This window comes from Chitinilyticum litopenaei DSM 21440, assembly GCF_000428145.1.
Classification (GTDB): domain Bacteria; phylum Pseudomonadota; class Gammaproteobacteria; order Burkholderiales; family Chitinibacteraceae; genus Chitinilyticum; species Chitinilyticum litopenaei.
Genome location: NZ_ATZJ01000008.1, coordinates 53,366 through 71,397 on the forward strand (window position 1 = coordinate 53,366; position 18,032 = coordinate 71,397).

An 18,032-nucleotide genomic window follows, 5' to 3' on the forward strand; every position below is an offset into this window, starting at 1 on the left:
CGTTCAGTCTACCCGACCATAGTTATCGTCAAATCGCACAATGTCATCTTCTCCGAGGTAGCTGCCGGATTGCACTTCGATGATTTCAAGCGGAATCTTGCCCGGATTCACCAGGCGATGCGTAATACCCAAAGGAATGTACGTGGACTGGTTTTCGCTCAGCAGGAGCTCTTTGTCGCCATTGACAACCACAGCCGTGCCCTTGACGACGACCCAGTGCTCCGCCCTGTGATGGTGCATCTGCAGGCTGAGCGAACGACCCGGGCTGACCATGATGCGCTTGACCTGAAAACGGTCACAGGCATCAAGCCCTTCATACCAGCCCCATGGCCGAAATACGCGACGATGCGTCACGGATTCGCTGCGGCCCGCTTGATTCAAGCGCTCGACGATTTTCTTCACATCCTGCGCTTTGTCCTTGTGGGCGACCAGAATGGCGTCAGCGGTCTCAACGATCACGAGGTCACGCACCCCCAGTGCCGCAATCATGCGATTCTCGCTGCGGATGTAGCAGTCGGAGACATCGTCAACCAGCACATCGCCGAGCAAGTGGTTGCCTTCGGCATCCGGCTCGCTGACCTCGGCCAGCGCGGTCCATGAACCGATATCGTTCCAGCCCAAACCCGCAGCAGCAATGACCGCAGCCTCTTTCGTGTGCTCCATTACCGCATAATCGATGGAGTCTGCCGGACACTCGGAAAAGTACTCGGCGTCGAGGCGGAAAAAATCCTGATCGGATTTGCCTGCGGCAATCGCCGACCTCACCTGCTCGAGCATCGCCGGCTGAAATTGTCCCAGCTCACGCAAATACGCATCGGCACGGAACAGGAACATGCCGCTGTTCCAGTAGTAATCACCACTGGCCAGAAAGAGCGCGGCTCGCTGGGCATCGGGCTTTTCCACAAATTCGGCGACGTCATACACGCCCTTGGCCGTACCAATCCGGCACTCATTGCCACGGCGGATATAACCATACCCGGTATGGGGCGACTCTGGCTTGATGCCGAATGTCACCAGCTTTCCTGCTGCGGCCACCTGCGCGGCCTGTTGCACCAGTTCAGCAAAAACAGCCTTGTGCTGGATGACGTGATCCGAGGGCAGAACCAGCAGCATTGCCTCGGGGTTGCCTTGCAGGGCAACAATCGCAGCGGCAGCCACGGCGGGGGCCGTATTGCGACCGACGGGCTCCAGAATAATGCGTGCATCCTTGATGCCAGCCTCGCGCAATTGTTCGGCCACCAGAAAACGCTGCTCCGCATTGCTGATCAGCAGAGGCGCACCGGCCTCAGACAGGCCGGACAGTCTTGTGGCCGTTTGCTGCAGAAGACTTTCATGCCCATACAGCGCGAGGAACTGCTTGGGGTAACCACCACGCGAAAGTGGCCACATCCGTGTGCCGGAACCGCCACACAGAATGACAGGGGTAATGGTCATGCTTGCATCTCAATCAGGGAAAATGATGGGCATCATCGAAACGGCGGCCCTTTGCATCTTTTTCGGACAAGATCGGCGTTAGGCCATCCGGCCAGCGTACCCCGACAAAGGGGTCACACCATAGCAGAATTTCCTCGTCCTGTGGACTCCAGTAAGCGCTGGTCTTGTACTGCACTTCAGCCTGTTCGCCGGTAACCAGAAAACCATGTGCGAATCCTTCCGGAATCCATAACTGCTTGCGATTTTCGGCACTCAGCTCAAGACCGAACCAGCGCCCGAAGGCACTTGACGAGCGGCGCATGTCAACAGCCACATCAAAAACCGCTCCCGCCGTACAGCGTACAAGTTTGGCCTGGGCATTAGGGGGACGCTGATAGTGCAGTCCCCGCAACACGCCATGCCGGGAACTGGAATGATTGTCCTGCACAAAATCAATGTCGCGCCCCAGCATCCTCGCAAAGGACGCACGATTGAAGCTTTCGAAAAAAAAACCGCGCTCGTCACCAAACGCCTTGGGCTCAATAACTTTCAATCCGGGAAGAGGAGTGTCTATCACATGCATGCTGGATCGCAATAAGGAAAATGGAAGGGGCCTGAACGGTAAAACTCACCAAGCAGGCATGAATGCCAGAACAGTCGCACTCAGGCAATCCATGCTCATTGCGGCAGGGAATGCAAGACTGGGCGGCCATCACAGGCACAGGAAAGTGCACTATCCTCGGCAATGGCCGGAAGCAAACAGGCGACTTTCAGGCGCAAGGATCTTTTGCCAGTTGCAGTAGATATTGCCCATACCCGGTTTTCTTCAGCGGCTGGGCCAGTGCCTCCAGTTGCGCAACACCAATCCATTGCTGCCGATAGGCGACTTCTTCCGGACAGGCCACTTTCAGACCCTGCCGCTGCTCGATGGTCTGGATGAACAGACTGGCCTCGAGCATCGATTCGTGCGTGCCGGTATCCAGCCAGGCATAACCACGCCCCATTGTCTTGACATGAAGCAGACCACGCCGCAGGTATTCACCGTTCACGTCGGTGATTTCCAGCTCGCCACGCGCCGAAGGCTTGATGCTCCTGGCGATGCTGACCACATCGTTGTCATAAAAATACAGGCCGGTGACTGCATAGTTGGATTTCGGCTGCAGCGGCTTCTCCTCAATGGATAGAGCATTCCCCGCCTGATCAAACGCCACAACCCCGTAACGCTCCGGATCGTTCACATGATAGGCAAACACGCTGGCTCCCTTCTCGCCGGCAGCCGTCTGCAGCAAACCGGCAAAGTCATGGCCATAGAAAATATTGTCCCCCAAGACCAGAGCTACCTGATCACCACCAATGAACTCCTCGGCGATGATGAAGGCCTGCGCAATGCCATCCGGACTGGGCTGTACAGCGTATTCAAGAGTAATGCCCCACTGGCTGCCATCCCCCAGCAGCTGCTCGAAGCGCGGTGTGTCCTGCGGGGTGGAGATGATGAGGATCTCGCGGATGCCGGCCAGCATCAGCGTGGTCAGCGGGTAGTAGATCATCGGCTTGTCGTAGATCGGCAGCAGTTGCTTGCTGACGGCAATCGTGGCCGGATAGAGCCGGGTGCCGGAGCCACCGGCGAGGATGATGCCCTTGCGCTTGGTCATGGTGTCTGTCTTCCTGAAATCAGCGGGCCAGCAAGGTCATCACCTGCCGGACGCCATCCTGCCACGGCGGCAGGCGCAGATTGAATGTGCTTTGCAGCTTGTCGGTGGCCAGCCGCGAATTGGCTGGTCGCGGCGCTGGCGAGGGATAGGCGCTGGTGGGGATCGGCCGGATGGCCTCACCATCACACCTAAGGGTATAGCCATGCAACCCAGCAAGGCGATGGGTTTCCAGCGCATACCCATGCCAACTCGTTTCACCTGCCGCCACCAGATGGTAGGTACCGAAAGGGAAACCGGCCGGCTGGCCGGCCTGCAGGTAGCGGGCCAGGATCTGCGCCGTGCAGTCCGCCAGCAAGGCTGCCGAGGTCGGCGCGCCGATCTGGTCGGCGACCACGTTCAGCGCCTCGCGCTCCTGCATCAAGCGCAGCATGGTTTTCAGGAAGTTGCCACCATGCGCGCCAAACACCCAGCTGGTGCGCAAAATGAGGTGGCGACAGCCGCTGGCGCGGATAGCCTCTTCGCCGGCCAGCTTGGTCTTGCCGTACACCGACTGCGGATTGGGCTGTGCGTCCTCGCCATACCAGCCCGCCTTGCGGCCATCAAACACATAGTCGGTGGAGTAATGCACCAGCAGCACATCGTGCGCAGCCGCCCAGTTGGCAAAGACCGCGGGCACATCGGCATTGATGGCCTGCGCCAACTCCGGCTCGCCTTCCGCTTTGTCCACGGCGGTGTAGGCAGCGGGATTCACGATCAGGTCGGGCTGCACGGCATCCAGCAGCTGGCGGATGGCCGCTGCATCGGCCAGATCACACTCGGTGCGGTCAATGGCTATCACTTCGCCAAGAACGCCAAGGGTGCGCTGCAACTCGAAGCCGACCTGGCCGGCGGCCCCGGTCAGCAGAATTTTCGGAAAGGTCATCGCTCACACTCCGTACTGGGTGGAGAGCCACTCGCGGTAGGCGCCGGAGGTGACGTTCTGCACCCAGTCCTGATTGGCGAGATACCAAGCGACGGTCTTGCGGATGCCGGATTCGAAGGTCTCGGCCGGCTTCCAGCCCAGTTCGCTCTCCAGCTTGCGCGCGTCGATCGCATAGCGGCGATCATGGCCAGGACGGTCGGCGACAAAGCTGATCTGCGTGGCGTAGGACTGGCCATCGGCGCGCGGCTGCAATTCGTCGAGCAGCGCGCAGATGGTGTTGACGACATCCAGATTGGCTTTCTCGTTCCAGCCGCCGACATTGTAGGTCTCGCCAGGCTTGCCGGCTGCCAGCACGCGGCGGATGGCGGCACAGTGGTCTTTCACATACAGCCAGTCGCGGATCTGCTGACCATCGCCATACACTGGCAAGGTCTTGCCGGCCAGCGCATTGAGGATGACCAGCGGAATCAGCTTCTCGGGGAAATGGTAGGGACCGTAGTTGTTCGAGCAGTTGGTGGTCAGCACCGGCAGACCATAGGTATGGTGCCAGGCACGCACCAGATGATCGCTTGCGGCTTTCGATGCCGAATACGGGCTGTTCGGCTCGTAGGGGTGGGTTTCCGCAAACGGCAGGTCCGTCGCTGCCAGCGTGCCGTACACCTCATCGGTGGAAACATGCAGGAAACGGAAAGCGGCCTTTTCCCCGCCAGGCAGCCCGGTCCAGTAAGCGCGCACGCTTTCCAGCAGGTTGAAGGTGCCGACGACATTGGTCTGGATGAAATCATCGGGACCATGAATCGAGCGGTCGACATGCGATTCGGCGGCAAAATTGATGACGGCGCGCGGCTGATGCTCGGCCAGCAAGCGACTCACCAGTTCGCGATCACCAATATCGCCGCGCACGAACACATGGCGGGCATCGTCCGCCAGCGACTTGAGGGTATCGAGATTGCCCGCGTAAGTGAGCTTGTCCAGGTTGACGACCGGCTCTTCATTGCCCGCCAGCCAGTCCAGAACAAAATTGGCGCCGATAAAACCGGCGCCACCGGTAACCAGAATCATGGGGACCTCCTCGAATCAGAGGCAATCAGCTTTTGTCCAAAGCAGAAACCTTGCGATACACCAACCACTTGGGCGAACGAAACCGGGCGATGCTCCGGTATAGCCAGATATAGCCGACCACAAACACGCACGCCGTCAACTGCAAGGCAAGCGTCGAATGCCACATCAGGGTGGCAGGCACCACGGAAAGCGAGGCAAAAAACCAGAGGTAAGGCGAAGTCATGCTGTTGCGCATCGTACGTTCGGCCGGACAACTGCTACCAACGGCCCAGCGCATCATGCGCTTGTAGATCAGCTGATGGAGATGCGCCGCATCCGGCATGCCGGGATTGGCTTTGCGGTGCAAGCGGCGCTGGATCGTGAAGACAGTTTCCACAATCGGGTACAGCAGCAGCACACAAGCATACCAGGGCGAAACCTGGGGGTTGCGGAACACGATCGCAATGGCCAGAGTCGCCAATGCAAAGCCTATCGTATAGGCACCGCCATCCCCCATGAAAATGAGACCACGCGGCCAGTTCCACATCATGAAGCCAAGGCAGGCACCAATCAGCGACAAGGCCGCAACCATGATGGCGCGGTCTTCAACCTTGAAGGCAACATAGGCCAGGGAGCTGAGCATGATCATCGCCACTGCGGCAGACAGGCCGTTGTAGCCATCAATCAGATTGAAGGCATTGATGACCCCCATGACTGCGGCAATCGTAACGCCGACGGCAAGCCAGCGATGGGCGAGCAAGCCATCCAGCAGCCCGATTTCCGTACGCAAGACCAGCCAGCCGAGCATGGCGACAAACAGGGAGCAACTGCACAGCATGGCCAGGAGCCTGAGCCTGATCAGGCCCTGCTTCAGGATGTCTTCCGCCAGCCCTCCTGCAAATACCGGCAATACGCTCAGCAACAGCAGCCAGAGTGGCAGCGCAGTCTCGGGCCGCTCGAAAAACCAGACAGCCGGTACCGTCACGATCAGCGCAAGCAATACCGCGATCCCACCAACCCTTGGTACCGGATAGGCGTGAAATTTCTGCGCACCGCTGAAATCATTGTCGCCAATCAAATGCGCATGCGTGTGGGTATAGCGGACGATGCCCAAACAGAGCAAAAAGCTTGCAAAAAAAGAAAGCGAAAAGTAAATCATTATCTCACTAGCGCGAAAGCTTTTCACCAAAGCCCAGATTTTAGCCCAAGCATGCAATGTTTGTCCGAACAGCGCCGTGCCAGCTCACCCGTCCCGCCCCTTCCGCAATAGCAAAGAGCGCCCCCTTACGGGTGCGCTCCTGAAACAGCTCAAATCGCCCAAGGCGGCAAGGCCATTAGCCAAGCCTCAGAACGCAAAAATGGCGCGCTGTGCGGCAAAGGCAGGCAAATTGTATTCAAACAGGCCGCGTTCCTGTACTGCGCCGCCTGCAGACCGGGTGACCAGCCTAGCTGTCATCACCGGTTGTTCGCCCACCACCATGATCAGGCGGCCTTGCTCGGCCAGCTGATCGATATAGGCTTGCGGCAAGGCGGGGGCTGACGCGCACACCAGGATCAGGTCGAACGGCGCCTGCCCGGCAAGCGCTGCGCCAGCATCGCCCTGGACGACCTGGGCATTCTTGATGCCGGCATTTTTCAGTGCGGCATTGGCAAACTCGACCAGCTCGCCCCGCGCCTCCACGCCATACACCTGACTGGCCAGACCTGCCGCCAGGGCGACCAGATAACCGGTCGTGGCGCCGATCACCAGCACGCGATCCGTCGGCTTGATGGCGCTTTCCTGCAGGAACTTCGCCTCGATCTTCGGGGCCAGCATGAAGACTCCATCGCCCAGCGGCAGCTCGATATCGGCCAGGGCCAGTTCTTTCTTGTCAGCCGGCACGAAGTCCTCGCGCTTAACGTCCAGGAAACGCTGCAGCACCTGCATGTCGGTCACGTTCCAGGTACGAATCTGTTGCTCTACCATCAGGTAGCGGGCGTGGTCCCAATCCATTTTTTGCTCAACCTCAAAGCTTGCGTAGATATCAGTCGGCCTGCGGCCATATAACTTGCAATTATCCCATAAGTCTTTAAGCTCTACACACATCAATCGCTAGGGGTTCCGGCCCCGTGTCTGATTCGACACGGCCCTCCGGATGAGAATCACCCTTGGAACCTGATCCGGTTAATACCGGCGTAGGGAAGCGAGTTGCATCGTCTGCTACTCCCTCTGTGCCGGGCCGAACAAGACCACTGGAGAGTAGTCATGAACAAGCCCACCGAATTCCGTGCCGAGACCGCGCAGGTCGACGAAGCGGCCATCCAGCCGCTGCCCAATTCCCGCAAGGTCTATGTCGAAGGCTCGCGCGCCGACATCCGCGTCCCGATGCGCGAAATCAGCCAGGACGACACCCCGACCATGTTCGGCGGCGAGCAGAACCCGCCGATCTATGTGTATGACTGTTCGGGCCCTTACACCGATCCGAATGCCAAAATCGACGTCCGCAAGGGACTCGAAGCCATTCGCGCCGCGTGGATCGAAGAGCGCAACGACACCGAAATCCTCGACGGCCTGACCAGTGAATACGGCCGCATGCGCGAGGCCGACGCCAGCCTCGACCATCTGCGTTTCGACCTGCAGCGCAAGCCGCGCCGAGCCAAGCCCGGCATGAATGTTTCGCAGATGCACTATGCCCGCAAAGGCATCGTCACGCCGGAAATGGAATACGTCGCGATCCGCGAAAACCTGCAGCGTGAAAAGTACATCGAAAGCCTTGAGAAGCTGGGCGCCAAGGGCGAGAAGATGGCCAAGATGATGCTGCGCCAGCATCCGGGCCAGAACTTCGGCGCCAATATCCCGGAGAAGATCACGCCGGAATTCGTCCGCGACGAAATCGCCGCCGGCCGCGCCATCATCCCGAACAACATCAACCACCCGGAATCCGAGCCGATGATCATCGGCCGCAACTTCCTGGTGAAGATCAACGGCAATATCGGCAATTCGGCGGTCACCTCGTCGATCACCGAAGAAGTCGACAAGATGACCTGGGGCATCCGCTGGGGCGCCGACACCATCATGGATCTGTCGACCGGCAAGAACATCCACGAAACGCGCGAATGGATTCTGCGCAATTCGCCGGTACCGATCGGCACCGTGCCGATCTACCAGGCACTGGAAAAGGTCAACGGCAAGGCCGAGGACCTGACCTGGGAAATCTTCAAGGACACGCTGATCGAGCAGGCCGAGCAGGGCGTCGACTACTTCACCATCCACGCCGGCGTCTTGCTGCGCTACGTACCGATGACCGCCAACCGCATGACCGGCATTGTGTCGCGCGGCGGCTCGATCATGGCCAAGTGGTGCCTGGCGCATCACAAGGAAAACTTCCTCTACACCCACTTCGAAGAAATCTGCGAGATCATGAAGCAGTACGACGTGGCCTTTTCGCTGGGTGACGGCCTGCGCCCCGGCAGCGTTTGGGATGCCAACGATGAAGCGCAACTGGGTGAACTGAAGACACTGGGCGAGCTGACCCAGATCGCCTGGAAGCACGACGTACAGGTCATGATCGAAGGCCCGGGCCATGTGCCGATGCAGTTGATCAAGGAAAACATGGACAAGGAGCTGGAGTGGTGCCACGAAGCGCCGTTCTACACCCTTGGCCCGCTGACCACCGACATCGCACCGGGCTACGACCACATCACCTCCGCCATTGGCGCGGCACAGATTGGCTGGTATGGCTGCGCGATGCTGTGTTACGTGACCCCGAAGGAGCACTTGGGCCTGCCGAACAAGGATGACGTGAAGGAAGGCATCATCACCTACAAGCTGGCCGCTCACGCCGCCGATCTGGCCAAGGGCCACCCGGGCGCGCAGATCCGCGACAACGCATTGTCGAAGGCGCGCTTCGAGTTCCGCTGGGAAGACCAGTTCAACCTTGGCCTCGACCCGGATCGTGCGCGCTCCTTCCACGACGAAACGCTGCCGAAGGAAAGCGCCAAGGTTGCCCACTTCTGCTCGATGTGCGGCCCGCACTTCTGCTCGATGAAGATCACGCAGGACGTGCGCGAGTTCGCCGAAAAGCAGGGCCTGGAAGCCAACGAGGAAGCACTGGCTAAGGGCATGGAAGCCAAGGCCATCGAATTCGTGCAGGGCGGCGCCAAGCTGTACGACAAGGCCTGAGCCAGCACGCAACATGAAAAAAGCCGCAGCGGATGCTGCGGCTTTTTTCATGGGTATGCAACCACAACCCATTACCAGGAAGGGCTACAAGGCAATACCCTGCAAAATTACTAATTACTGAGCAGCCTCCGGCGGTCGCGGGGTATCGTGGCGCAGGGCTGCGGCCAGCTCCTGCTGTTCCCTGCATTCGCCGCACAGACGGCCAAGTTCGTTCAGCTGCTCTTCGGCCAGTTCGCGCTGGCCAGCCTGGAGATAAGCCTCGCCCAGGTATTCGTGCGCGCCAAGGTGAGCGGGATTCAGGCGCAGCGCCTCGTAATACGCCGGAAATGCGGCATCAAGATTGCCGCGCTTGCGCTCGGCGTAGCCCGTCCAGTTCCACCAGTCGGCATTCTCGGGTTGCTGGCGCCGCAAGTCGGCCAGCAGCGCCAGCGCTACCGGCCAATCCTGAGCCGTCAGCGCGGCCTGCAGCTGGCGCTCCTGGACCGCTGTCGCAGCATCCGGCCGCGATCCGCTGGCCGGCCCGCCACCACCACCGCCAGCCGCCTGGGCCAGCGCCGCCAGGCCCGCCAGCAGCCCGGCCACCAGCACATGTCCGTAACGCCTCATCGCCGTCTCCCGTCCGTGGTCCTGCTCCAGTCTACGGCGTTGCCGCCGGCTTGCGGCAGGGGCGCAGGGCGAGCGCTGCGATGAATGGTCGGGCGCTCAGCTCAGCAGCATGCCGCGCAGCATGAAATAGATCATCGCCGCCATCAGGGCGGAGGCGGGCACGGTAATCACCCAGGCTGCGGCAATCTTCATGATCTGCGAGCGCTTGACCAGCTCCTGGCGATAGACCTTTTTCAGGTTCTTGCGCTCCATCTTGGAGAAATGCGCCGGATCGAGCTGCTTGCGCGCCTGCTCCTTGAGTTCGGCGAGCAGAATGCCCTTTTCCTGGATGCTGGCCTTTTCGAAGCGCCCCATGAAGGCATCGATGGCAGCCTGGTCATCTTCGGGATGGTGGGCCTTGATCTCGTCGATGGTGCGCGCGTGATTGGCCTTCAGGTACTCGCGCAGGAAACCGACGCCGAATACGCCCCCCACGGCAATGTGGGTGGAGCTGACCGGCAGGCCTAGCTGGCTGGCGACGATCACGGTGATGGTCGCGGCCAGCGCGATGCAGAAGGCGCGCATCTTGTCGAGCTCAGTGATTTCGCTACCCACGGTGCGGATCACCTTCGGGCCATACAGCGCCAGCCCGATCGAGATGCCCAGCGCGCCGATCATCATCACCCACAGCGGAATGGCCGCCTTGGCGTGCAATTCGCCGCCGGCGCTCATCAGTGCATCGTGAATGGCCGCCAGCGGGCCGATGGCATTGGCAACGTCATTGGCACCGTGCGCAAAGCTCAGCAGGGCGGCGGCAAAAATCAGCGGAATGGTGAACAGATTGTTCACGCTCTGCTTGGTATTGCTGATCTGGCCGAGCCGGGCTTTCAGCAGGGGGCGCAGTATCAGCACGACGGCCACGCCGACGATGAGGCCATAGAGCACGGCGGGCAGGAAATCGACCTTCCAGACCTTGTTGAGCCCCTTGAGAATCAGATAGGTCGTGAATGTCCAGGCCATGAGCCCGACCAGCAGCGGCACCATGCTGCTGGCGGCACGCACCATGTCCTGCTTGTAGGTGATCGTGCGCTTGATCAGGTAGAGAAACAGCGCGGCAAAAATGCCGCCCAGCAGCGGCGAAATCACCCAGCTGGCGGCAATCGTGCCCACCTGCCCCCAATCGGCGATCTGCATGCCGCCAGCAGCCACACCGGCCCCCAGCACCGCGCCGACAATCGAGTGTGTGGTCGACACGGGCGCACCGACGGCGGTGGCCACATTCAGCCACAGGGCGCCGGCCAGCAGCGCCGCCATCATGATCCAGACAAAGGATTGCAGATCGGGAATCTGCGCGGGGTCGATGATGCCGCTGCGGATGGTCGTCACCACCTCGCCGCCCGCGATCAGCGCGCCGGCGGCCTCGAAGATCGCGGCGATGATCAGCGCCCCGCCCATGGTCAGCGCCCCGGAGCCGACGGCCGGGCCCACATTGTTCGCCACGTCATTGGCGCCGATGTTCATCGCCATATAGGCGCCGATGACAGCGGCGACGATCAGCATCAGATTGGGCGGCGTGCCGCGCAGCGCGGTGTAGAAAATGATGCCGACGATGAACAGCAGCGCGATGCCGAGACGGATGAGCTCGGCATGCCCGGATTTGGCTGCACTGTGCAGCTTGTCGATTTGCAGGTGGTTCATTGATTGCAGGTCATTGAGAAATGTGGGAAATGGCTTGGGCTCTGCCGGATGAACAGGCGCGAAAGCCCGCAATATTACACACTTGTGACACGCAGTGCTGGCTCCACGCTGCCACCCATCGCGCCGGCCGGCGCCTGTCGCCAGCGAGCGCACCGGAATGCGCATAAGCCGCTGATTGCTATATACTTCCGCCCCTTGCCGCATCAACCCCGGAAGCCCCATGTCGCTGTTGCCCCACCAGATCGAACTGCTCGCCCCCGCCAAGAACATCGAAATCGGCCGCGAAGCCATTCTGCATGGCGCGGATGCGGTGTATATCGGCGGCCCGAGCTTCGGCGCCCGCCACAATGCGGTGAACACCGTCGGCGAGATCGCCGAGCTGGTGCAGTTCGCGCGGCGCTACCACGCGCGCATCTTCACGACGCTCAACACCATCCTGCACGACAGCGAGCTGGAGCCCGCGCGCGAACTGGTGTGGCAGTTGTACGACGCCGGCGTTGACGCACTGATCATCCAGGACATGGGCTTGCTGGAGCTCGACCTGCCGCCGATCGAGCTGCACGCCAGCACGCAGTGCGATATCCGCGGCAAGGACAAGGCGGTGTTTCTCGCCGATTCGGGCTTTTCGCAGATCGTGCTGGCGCGCGAGCTGACCATCCCGCAGATCCGCGAGATTTCGGATGCCTGTGCGGACCGCGCGACCATCGAATACTTCATCCATGGCGCGCTGTGCGTGGCGTTTTCCGGCCAGTGCTACATCAGCCACGCCGACAACGGCCGCAGCGCCAACCGTGGCGACTGCTCGCAGGCCTGTCGCCTGCCCTACACGCTCACCGATCAGAATGGCGGCGTGGTGGCCTTCGACAAGCACCTCTTGTCGATGAAGGACAACGACCAGAGCGCGAACCTGGAAGCGCTGCTGGATGCCGGCGTGCGCTCGCTGAAGATCGAGGGCCGCTACAAGGACATGGGCTACGTGAAGAACATCACGGCGCACTACCGCCTGCTGCTCGACGAGATCCTCAACCGCCGGCCCGAACTGGCGCGCGCCTCCAGCGGCAGGACCGACATCTTCTTCACGCCGGACGTCGACAAGAATTTCCACCGCGGACACACGGACTATTTTGCTACCGGCCGCAAGATCGACATCGGCGCCTTCGATTCGCCGAAATTCGTCGGCACGGAGCTGGGCACCGTCACGCGCGTGACACCGAAATACTTCGAGCTGGAAGCCCTTGAAGCACTCGCCAACGGCGACGGGCTCAATTACATGAAGAAGCGCGAAGTGGTGGGCCTGCAGGCCAATACCGTCGAGCTGATCAACAAGGCGGCCAATACCTGGCGCGTGTTCCCCAACGAGGCGATGAGCGAACTCGAAGGCCTGAAACCCGGCATCACCATCCACCGCAACCGCGACCACGCTTGGGAGCTGGCTCTGACCAAGAAGTCGTCCGAGCGCAAGATCGATGTCTGGCTGACCCTCGCCGATTCGCACCATGCACTGACGCTGACCGCGACGGACGAGGACGGCTTTAGCGCCTCCAGCACGCTGGAGCTGGCGCTGGAGCCGGCACAGAACGCGGATAAGGCAATGGCCGGCCTGCGCGACAATGTCGCCAAGCTCGGCAACACAATCTTCAATGCCGTCGATGTGCAGCTGTCGCTCAGCCAGCCGTGGTTCGTGCCGGCCAGCCAGATCAACGCGCTGCGCCGCGAGGTGATCGAACAGCTCGAAGCCACGCGCATTGCCGGCTGGCAGCGCCCGACCCGCAAGGCCGCTGTCGAGCCGCCGGTACCCTACCCGGAAACCTCGCTGTCGTATCTGGCGAACGTCTACAACCACAAGGCGCGTGAGTTCTACCACAAGCACGGCGTGGCGCTGATCGACGCCGCCTACGAAGCGCACGAGGAAGCCGGCGAAGTGAGCCTGATGATCACCAAGCATTGCCTGCGTTTCTCGTACAACCTGTGTCCCAAGCAGGGCAAGGGCATCATCGGCGTGAAGGGCCAGATCAGGGCCGAGCCGATGACGCTGAAAACCGGCAACGAAACCTACACGCTGAAATTCGACTGCAAACCGTGCGAGATGCACGTGATGGGCAAGATGAAGCCGCACATCTTCAAATCGGCACCGCCCAGCATCATCCCGGCCACGCCGCAGCCCATCACCTTCTTCCGCGAAAAACCCGCGAGCATCAAATAAGGGCTTGGCCGATCAGCCAGCCGGCTCGGCACTGACGCAGACCGGCAATCATGTCAGGGTATAGAGCCATAGCCATTCCATTTAAATGACCACAAGGCAATACATATCACCGTATTGATCAGCAACCACACTAACCCTGTCTTGGCGAGCATGGCGAGGGCGCGACACGGGTAAGGAGCGGCCTGCGCCTGCGGCGCCGCCACGTGTCAGCCCGCTTCCGCCAGTAAGCCATCCACCGGCGCAGCTTACTGCGGCATCTGCCATAAAGAAGGTGCGTTTTTGCCGCCTGGATGATGATCATGGCCGGAATTCAGTCCCCGATGTGGATCGCCCTGCCGCCCGGCCTGCTGGTGATGAATGAACCGCTGCCGGTGGAAGTGCGCGACCCGTATGGCAAGGTGCTGGCACAGAAAGGCCAGCGCATCGCTGAGCACCCGCTGCTGCAGCGCATCCAGGCCATCGGGCTTTGCCGCATCGCCGATCTGGAGCTGATCGACGAGCTGGAAGTGCATCCGGCCAGCCCGATCAAGACGCATGTCTCGCTTGACGAATTTCCGCTGAACATGGGCGCCACGCTGTTTCTGACCCCGCGCCGCGACGAACGCACCGGCCCCGTGCCAGCGCACCTGATCGGCAAACTGCCCGGCACCGATCTGCTGGTTGTCCCGGTCACCGGCGAACACCCGGAGACCATTCGCCTGAAACTGCAGGCCGGTGAACTGCTGCGCGTCCGCGTTGCCGTGGGTCAGGACGTCCTGCTGTTTGACAGCCCGGTCACTCATGTCAACCTGCAACCCTACTGGCACCTGCATCTGGGCTGGCCGGCCACCGTCACGCTGCAGCAGGATCGCCTGTGTCCGCGCATGCCGGTGCACCAGCCGGTGCTGGTCGAGCGCGCCGGCGACATCCGCCGCAGCGCGCTGATGCTGAACCTGTCGGAAACCGGCGCCCTGCTGCAATACCACACGCAGCTGGGCCACCCGGGCAGCGAAATCCGTCTGCGGTTTGCGCTGGCGGCCGAGCGCGGCCATGCCTCGCTGACGCTCAAGGGCATCATCCGCAACGAACACAGCGGCCTGCCCTCCGAGGATGTCGTGCTGCATGGCATCGAATTCATCCATCCGCGCCAGGACGACCTGAAGGCCATCCGCCGCTTCCTGCAGCGCCACCTGCTGGCGGCCGATCGCCTCTAATCCCAGCAGCCCGGCTGGCAGATCGGCCGACTCAGGGCACGACCGAGAGGAACAGGAACACGGCAAACAGCAAGAGGTGCACCATGCCCTGCAGCACCGTGGTGCGCCCGGTGGCCAGTGTCATCGTGCTGACGAACAGCGTGAGCACCAGCAACACGATATCGCGCGTGCCAAGCCCCAGCACCAGCGGCTGACCGAGCGTGACATAAATGGCGGCCAGGGCGGGGATGGTCAGGCCGATCGACGCCAGCGCCGAGCCCAGCGCCAGATTCAGGCTGGTCTGCAGGCGATCGGCCCGCGCGGCGCGGGCGGCGGCCAGCCCTTCGGGCATCAGCACCAATGCAGCAATGATGACCCCCACCACGGCAGCCGGCGCTCCGGCCGCAGCAACGGCACGCTCTATCGTCGGCGACAGCAGCTTGGCCAGCCCGACCACCGCCACCAGCGCCAGCAGCAACAGCAGCGCACTGACGGCCGCAGCGCGATTGCCGGGAGGCGGCGCATGCTCGTCCTCGTCATGGCTGCCTGGCACCAGGAAATAATCGCGATGGCGTATCGTCTGCACGAACACGAACACGCCATAAAAAGTCAGCGACACCAGTCCGGTAAAAGCCAGCTGGCTGGCGCCCAGCGCCGGGCCGGCCTCGCTGCTCATGAAATTGGGCAGCACCAGCGTCAGCACGGCCAGCGGAATCAGCACCCCCAGCGCAGCGTTTGCGCCTTGCAGCTGGAAGCCCTGCACATGATGACGCAGGCCACCCAGCAAAAGGCAGATGCCGACGATGCCGTTGCAGACGATCATGATGGCGGAAAACACCGTGTCGCGCGCCAGCGCAGCCTTGTCGGGGCCGCCGCCCACCATCATCGAGATGATGAGCGCGACTTCGATTACCGTCACGGCCAGCGCCAGCACCAGCGTGCCCAGTGGTTCACCGACGCGATGGGCGACGACCTCGGCGTGATGCACGGCAGCAAAGACCGTGCCGGCCAGAATCAGCGCGACCAGCAGCACCATGGGTGCGGCAACGGGCAGCCAGGGCGACAGCAGCAGGGTCGCGCAGCCGGCCAGCGGCAGCACGACGGTCCAGTGGGGCAAGCGGTTCAGCATCGGCATCCTCCAGGTTTCGTCTGGCCCTCATGGTAACAAGCCCGCCGGCGCCAGTGCGGCGCAAGTTGACCTATTTACCAGGCGTGGCGACCGGTAGCGGCATGCGGCACCCACACCTATCAATGGGTATACGACTAGAACTATTGCCGATAAAAGGCTTTATGAGAATACACCACCATGTATCCATCCGCTTACTCTCTGACAAAAATCTGACTATGATGACGACTCCCGCCACTTCCGGAGCCTGTCCCATGCTGCAACTGCTGATTGGCAACAAGAACTACTCGTCTTGGTCCTTGCGCAGCTGGCTCCTGCTGCGGGTACTGGACATTCCGTTCGAGGAAATCCGCCTCTCCTTCAATGACCCGGATTTCCGGCTGCAGGTGCTGCAATACTCCCCGGCCGGCAAGGTGCCGGTGCTGATCGACCACGGCCAGGCGGTGTGGGATACGCTGGCCATCGCCGAATACCTGGCCGAGCACTTTCCCGACGCCGGCGTCTGGCCCGAAGACCCGCAAGCACGCGCGCTGGCGCGCTGCCTGTGCGCCGAGATGCACAGCGGCTTTGGCGCGCTGCGCACCGCCATGCCGATGAATGTGGAAGCCAGCCTGCCCGGCCTTGGCATGACCGAAGCGGTGCAGCGCGACATTGACCGGCTGGTGGCCGCCTGGACGGATTGCCGCAGCCGCTTTGGCGATGCCGGCCCCTTTCTGTGCGGGACATTCGGTGCGGTCGACGCCTTCTTCGCCCCGGTGGCATTGCGGCTCACCAGCCACGCCGTGGCGTTGCCGGCGGCGGCGCAAGCCTATGTCGACAGCCTGCTGGCCTTGCCCGCGCTGCAGCAATGGTGCGAGGAAGCCTGCCGCGAAGACGATTTCGTCGCCGCTGACGAACCCTATCGCACGCCCGATCGCCGCCTGCGCACGGCGAGCTGAGCAGCAAGGCAGCAGCGCGGGTAGAATCCCGGCATCTCCCTGAGGCTGCGCACGGCGGCCCCCGTCACTCTTGCCCCTGCTGCACCGACATGCCCGCCCCCCGGAACCAGCGCCCCGCCCGGCGCCTTGTGCTGATCCTGCTGTGCAGCCTGGCCCTGCACCTGCTGCTGGCCGGGCTGCCCTTGCCGGCGCCGTCACGGCCGCCCGCCGCCAGTATGCCGCTGCGCATCGCGTTGTCCGCACCGGCCGCCCCCCAGCCTCCCGCTGCCGCCGCCCCCGCGGCCACCAGGCCGCGTGCGACGCCCGGTCAGGTCGGCCGGGCCGCCACACCCGCGCGCCAGGCCACGCCAGAGCTGGGCAGGGCAGCGCTGCCAGACCCCGTGATGACGCAGCAGGCCGCCAGCAGCGAGCTGCGCACTGACGCCGAGGCGCCGACCAGCCGCCCGATCAACGCCGACACACCGGCCCTGACTGGCGAGGCGGCGGCCACAGCCGGCAAGGCCGCCGCCTTCACGCCAGCCCGCTTTCAGGGCGCCAGACTGGACAATCCCCAGGCCCAGTATCCCGATGCGGCACGGCGTCGCAACGAAGAAGGCCAGGTGCTGCTGCGCGTCAGCGTCAGCGCCGCCGGCATGGTGGACAGCCTTGCCGTCGAGCGCAGCAGCGGCTCCCCGCGCCTGGATGCCGCCGCCCTGGCGGCGGTGCGCCAGTGGCGTTTCGAACCGGCGCGCCGCGGCGACAGCCCGGTGGCCGACCAGGTGCTGGTGCCGATCACTTTCCGGCTCAATCAGTAACCTGATTATGTCTTTCCTTCAGGAAGCAAGGTTTTCAGCGCCTGCGGCGCGGTATTTCCATGCCGGGGGTGCCCGGCGGCACGTCAGGGGGCTTGTCTTGCCAAACCCCCCGACACCCCCAAGGCACGCCCGGCCAGCCGCCCCGCTACGCGGGGTACCTTGCGATGCTCGTTTTTCCGGGGACGCGGGACAACTCGGGCTGCGCCCTCAGACACGTCCCGCGCCTGATCCTCCCCCTGCGGGGAAACCTGCGCTTCTCAGCGGCTTTCAGGGCAGAGCGTACTAACCAGCGGCTTTGTTGCTCAAGCGTCCTAAAGGATGGACAT

General features: G+C 62.2%; 15 protein-coding genes and 1 riboswitch. Of the genes, 5 read left to right on the forward strand and 10 right to left on the reverse strand.

Annotation, left to right across the window (positions count from 1 at the left end; all coding sequences use genetic code 11):
* Nucleotides 1-3 precede the first annotated feature (3 nt).
* The 7 genes from C515_RS0105410 to C515_RS0105440 form a co-directional block, all read right to left on the reverse strand.
* Nucleotides 4-1,434 carry a mannose-1-phosphate guanylyltransferase/mannose-6-phosphate isomerase gene (locus tag C515_RS0105410; protein WP_028454708.1) on the reverse strand — a complete coding sequence of 477 codons (1,431 nt, stop codon included), beginning with the start codon at nucleotides 1,432-1,434 and terminating at the stop codon, nucleotides 4-6.
* Nucleotides 1,435-1,447: 13 nt separating this feature from the next.
* Nucleotides 1,448-1,996, reverse strand: coding sequence for a dTDP-4-dehydrorhamnose 3,5-epimerase (rfbC, locus tag C515_RS0105415; RefSeq protein ID WP_028454709.1), 549 nt, complete (start codon nucleotides 1,994-1,996; stop codon nucleotides 1,448-1,450).
* Nucleotides 1,997-2,183: 187 nt separating this feature from the next.
* A complete protein-coding gene (gene rfbA, locus C515_RS0105420; protein ID WP_028454710.1) occupies nucleotides 2,184-3,065 on the reverse strand; it encodes a glucose-1-phosphate thymidylyltransferase RfbA in 882 nt (293 codons plus the stop codon).
* A 19-nt stretch (nucleotides 3,066-3,084) separates the two neighbouring features.
* On the reverse strand, nucleotides 3,085-3,987 hold the full coding sequence (gene rfbD, locus C515_RS0105425; RefSeq protein WP_028454711.1) for a dTDP-4-dehydrorhamnose reductase: 903 nt from the start codon (nucleotides 3,985-3,987) through the stop codon (nucleotides 3,085-3,087).
* Between the two features lie 3 nt (nucleotides 3,988-3,990).
* Nucleotides 3,991-5,049, reverse strand: a complete 1,059-nt coding sequence (gene rfbB / locus C515_RS0105430) for a dTDP-glucose 4,6-dehydratase (protein ID WP_028454712.1) — start codon at nucleotides 5,047-5,049, stop codon at nucleotides 3,991-3,993.
* Between the two features lie 25 nt (nucleotides 5,050-5,074).
* Nucleotides 5,075-6,187 (reverse strand): MraY family glycosyltransferase, encoded by a 1,113-nt coding sequence (locus C515_RS0105435; RefSeq protein WP_028454713.1) that lies wholly within the window; start codon nucleotides 6,185-6,187, stop codon nucleotides 5,075-5,077.
* A gap of 186 nt (nucleotides 6,188-6,373) precedes the next feature.
* Nucleotides 6,374-7,021, reverse strand: a complete 648-nt coding sequence (locus C515_RS0105440) for a protein-L-isoaspartate O-methyltransferase family protein (protein WP_028454714.1) — start codon at nucleotides 7,019-7,021, stop codon at nucleotides 6,374-6,376.
* Nucleotides 7,022-7,112: 91 nt separating this feature from the next.
* A riboswitch (TPP riboswitch) is annotated at nucleotides 7,113-7,227 on the forward strand.
* A gap of 100 nt (nucleotides 7,228-7,327) precedes the next feature.
* Here C515_RS0105440 and thiC point away from each other — a divergent pair.
* Nucleotides 7,328-9,190 carry a phosphomethylpyrimidine synthase ThiC gene (gene thiC / locus C515_RS0105445; RefSeq protein ID WP_505621202.1) on the forward strand — a complete coding sequence of 621 codons (1,863 nt, stop codon included), beginning with the start codon at nucleotides 7,328-7,330 and terminating at the stop codon, nucleotides 9,188-9,190.
* A gap of 114 nt (nucleotides 9,191-9,304) precedes the next feature.
* On the opposite strand, the gene C515_RS22320 is transcribed toward thiC, so the two are convergent.
* Together C515_RS22320 and C515_RS0105455 are read right to left on the reverse strand one after the other, a co-directional pair.
* Nucleotides 9,305-9,796 carry a tetratricopeptide repeat protein gene (locus C515_RS22320; protein WP_051304662.1) on the reverse strand — a complete coding sequence of 164 codons (492 nt, stop codon included), beginning with the start codon at nucleotides 9,794-9,796 and terminating at the stop codon, nucleotides 9,305-9,307.
* A 96-nt stretch (nucleotides 9,797-9,892) separates the two neighbouring features.
* A complete protein-coding gene (locus C515_RS0105455; RefSeq protein WP_028454716.1) occupies nucleotides 9,893-11,473 on the reverse strand; it encodes an inorganic phosphate transporter in 1,581 nt (526 codons plus the stop codon).
* Between the two features lie 220 nt (nucleotides 11,474-11,693).
* On the opposite strand from C515_RS0105455, the gene C515_RS0105460 reads away from it, so the two are divergent.
* Together C515_RS0105460 and C515_RS0105465 are read left to right on the forward strand one after the other, a co-directional pair.
* Nucleotides 11,694-13,676, forward strand: a complete 1,983-nt coding sequence (locus tag C515_RS0105460) for a peptidase U32 family protein (protein ID WP_028454717.1) — start codon at nucleotides 11,694-11,696, stop codon at nucleotides 13,674-13,676.
* A gap of 299 nt (nucleotides 13,677-13,975) precedes the next feature.
* Complete coding sequence (locus C515_RS0105465; RefSeq protein ID WP_158380782.1) at nucleotides 13,976-14,869, forward strand: PilZ domain-containing protein; 894 nt, start codon at nucleotides 13,976-13,978, stop codon at nucleotides 14,867-14,869.
* Nucleotides 14,870-14,900: 31 nt separating this feature from the next.
* On the opposite strand, the gene C515_RS0105470 is transcribed toward C515_RS0105465, so the two are convergent.
* Nucleotides 14,901-15,977, reverse strand: a complete 1,077-nt coding sequence (locus C515_RS0105470; RefSeq protein WP_211233987.1) for a calcium:cation antiporter — start codon at nucleotides 15,975-15,977, stop codon at nucleotides 14,901-14,903.
* Nucleotides 15,978-16,228: 251 nt separating this feature from the next.
* Between C515_RS0105470 and C515_RS0105475 the strand changes: the two genes are divergently transcribed.
* Both C515_RS0105475 and C515_RS19665 read left to right on the forward strand, forming a co-directional pair.
* The gene (locus C515_RS0105475) at nucleotides 16,229-16,912 is read left to right on the forward strand and encodes a glutathione S-transferase family protein (RefSeq protein ID WP_211233988.1); all 684 of its coding nucleotides are present in this window, start codon (nucleotides 16,229-16,231) and stop codon (nucleotides 16,910-16,912) included.
* An 89-nt stretch (nucleotides 16,913-17,001) separates the two neighbouring features.
* Complete coding sequence (locus C515_RS19665) at nucleotides 17,002-17,706, forward strand: energy transducer TonB (RefSeq protein ID WP_081686773.1); 705 nt, start codon at nucleotides 17,002-17,004, stop codon at nucleotides 17,704-17,706.
* The last annotated feature ends 326 nt before the right edge of the window (nucleotides 17,707-18,032 follow it).

What these genes read in the sequence shown, in the direction of transcription:
- C515_RS0105455 (WP_028454716.1), bottom strand. Translation starts at nt 11,473, where the DNA reads ATGAACCACCTGCAAATCGACAAGCTGCACAGTGCAGCCAAATCCGGG.
- C515_RS0105440 (WP_028454714.1), bottom strand. Translation starts at nt 7,021, where the DNA reads ATGGATTGGGACCACGCCCGCTACCTGATGGTAGAGCAACAGATTCGT.
- C515_RS0105460 (WP_028454717.1), top strand. Translation starts at nt 11,694, where the DNA reads ATGTCGCTGTTGCCCCACCAGATCGAACTGCTCGCCCCCGCCAAGAAC.
- rfbB (WP_028454712.1), bottom strand. Translation starts at nt 5,049, where the DNA reads ATGATTCTGGTTACCGGTGGCGCCGGTTTTATCGGCGCCAATTTTGTT.
- rfbA (WP_028454710.1), bottom strand. Translation starts at nt 3,065, where the DNA reads ATGACCAAGCGCAAGGGCATCATCCTCGCCGGTGGCTCCGGCACCCGG.
- C515_RS0105435 (WP_028454713.1), bottom strand. Translation starts at nt 6,187, where the DNA reads ATGATTTACTTTTCGCTTTCTTTTTTTGCAAGCTTTTTGCTCTGTTTG.
- C515_RS0105465 (WP_158380782.1), top strand. Translation starts at nt 13,976, where the DNA reads ATGGCCGGAATTCAGTCCCCGATGTGGATCGCCCTGCCGCCCGGCCTG.
- C515_RS22320 (WP_051304662.1), bottom strand. Translation starts at nt 9,796, where the DNA reads ATGAGGCGTTACGGACATGTGCTGGTGGCCGGGCTGCTGGCGGGCCTG.
- C515_RS0105410 (WP_028454708.1), bottom strand. Translation starts at nt 1,434, where the DNA reads ATGACCATTACCCCTGTCATTCTGTGTGGCGGTTCCGGCACACGGATG.
- rfbC (WP_028454709.1), bottom strand. Translation starts at nt 1,996, where the DNA reads ATGCATGTGATAGACACTCCTCTTCCCGGATTGAAAGTTATTGAGCCC.
- C515_RS0105470 (WP_211233987.1), bottom strand. Translation starts at nt 15,977, where the DNA reads ATGCTGAACCGCTTGCCCCACTGGACCGTCGTGCTGCCGCTGGCCGGC.
- rfbD (WP_028454711.1), bottom strand. Translation starts at nt 3,987, where the DNA reads ATGACCTTTCCGAAAATTCTGCTGACCGGGGCCGCCGGCCAGGTCGGC.
- C515_RS0105475 (WP_211233988.1), top strand. Translation starts at nt 16,229, where the DNA reads ATGCTGCAACTGCTGATTGGCAACAAGAACTACTCGTCTTGGTCCTTG.
- C515_RS19665 (WP_081686773.1), top strand. Translation starts at nt 17,002, where the DNA reads ATGCCCGCCCCCCGGAACCAGCGCCCCGCCCGGCGCCTTGTGCTGATC.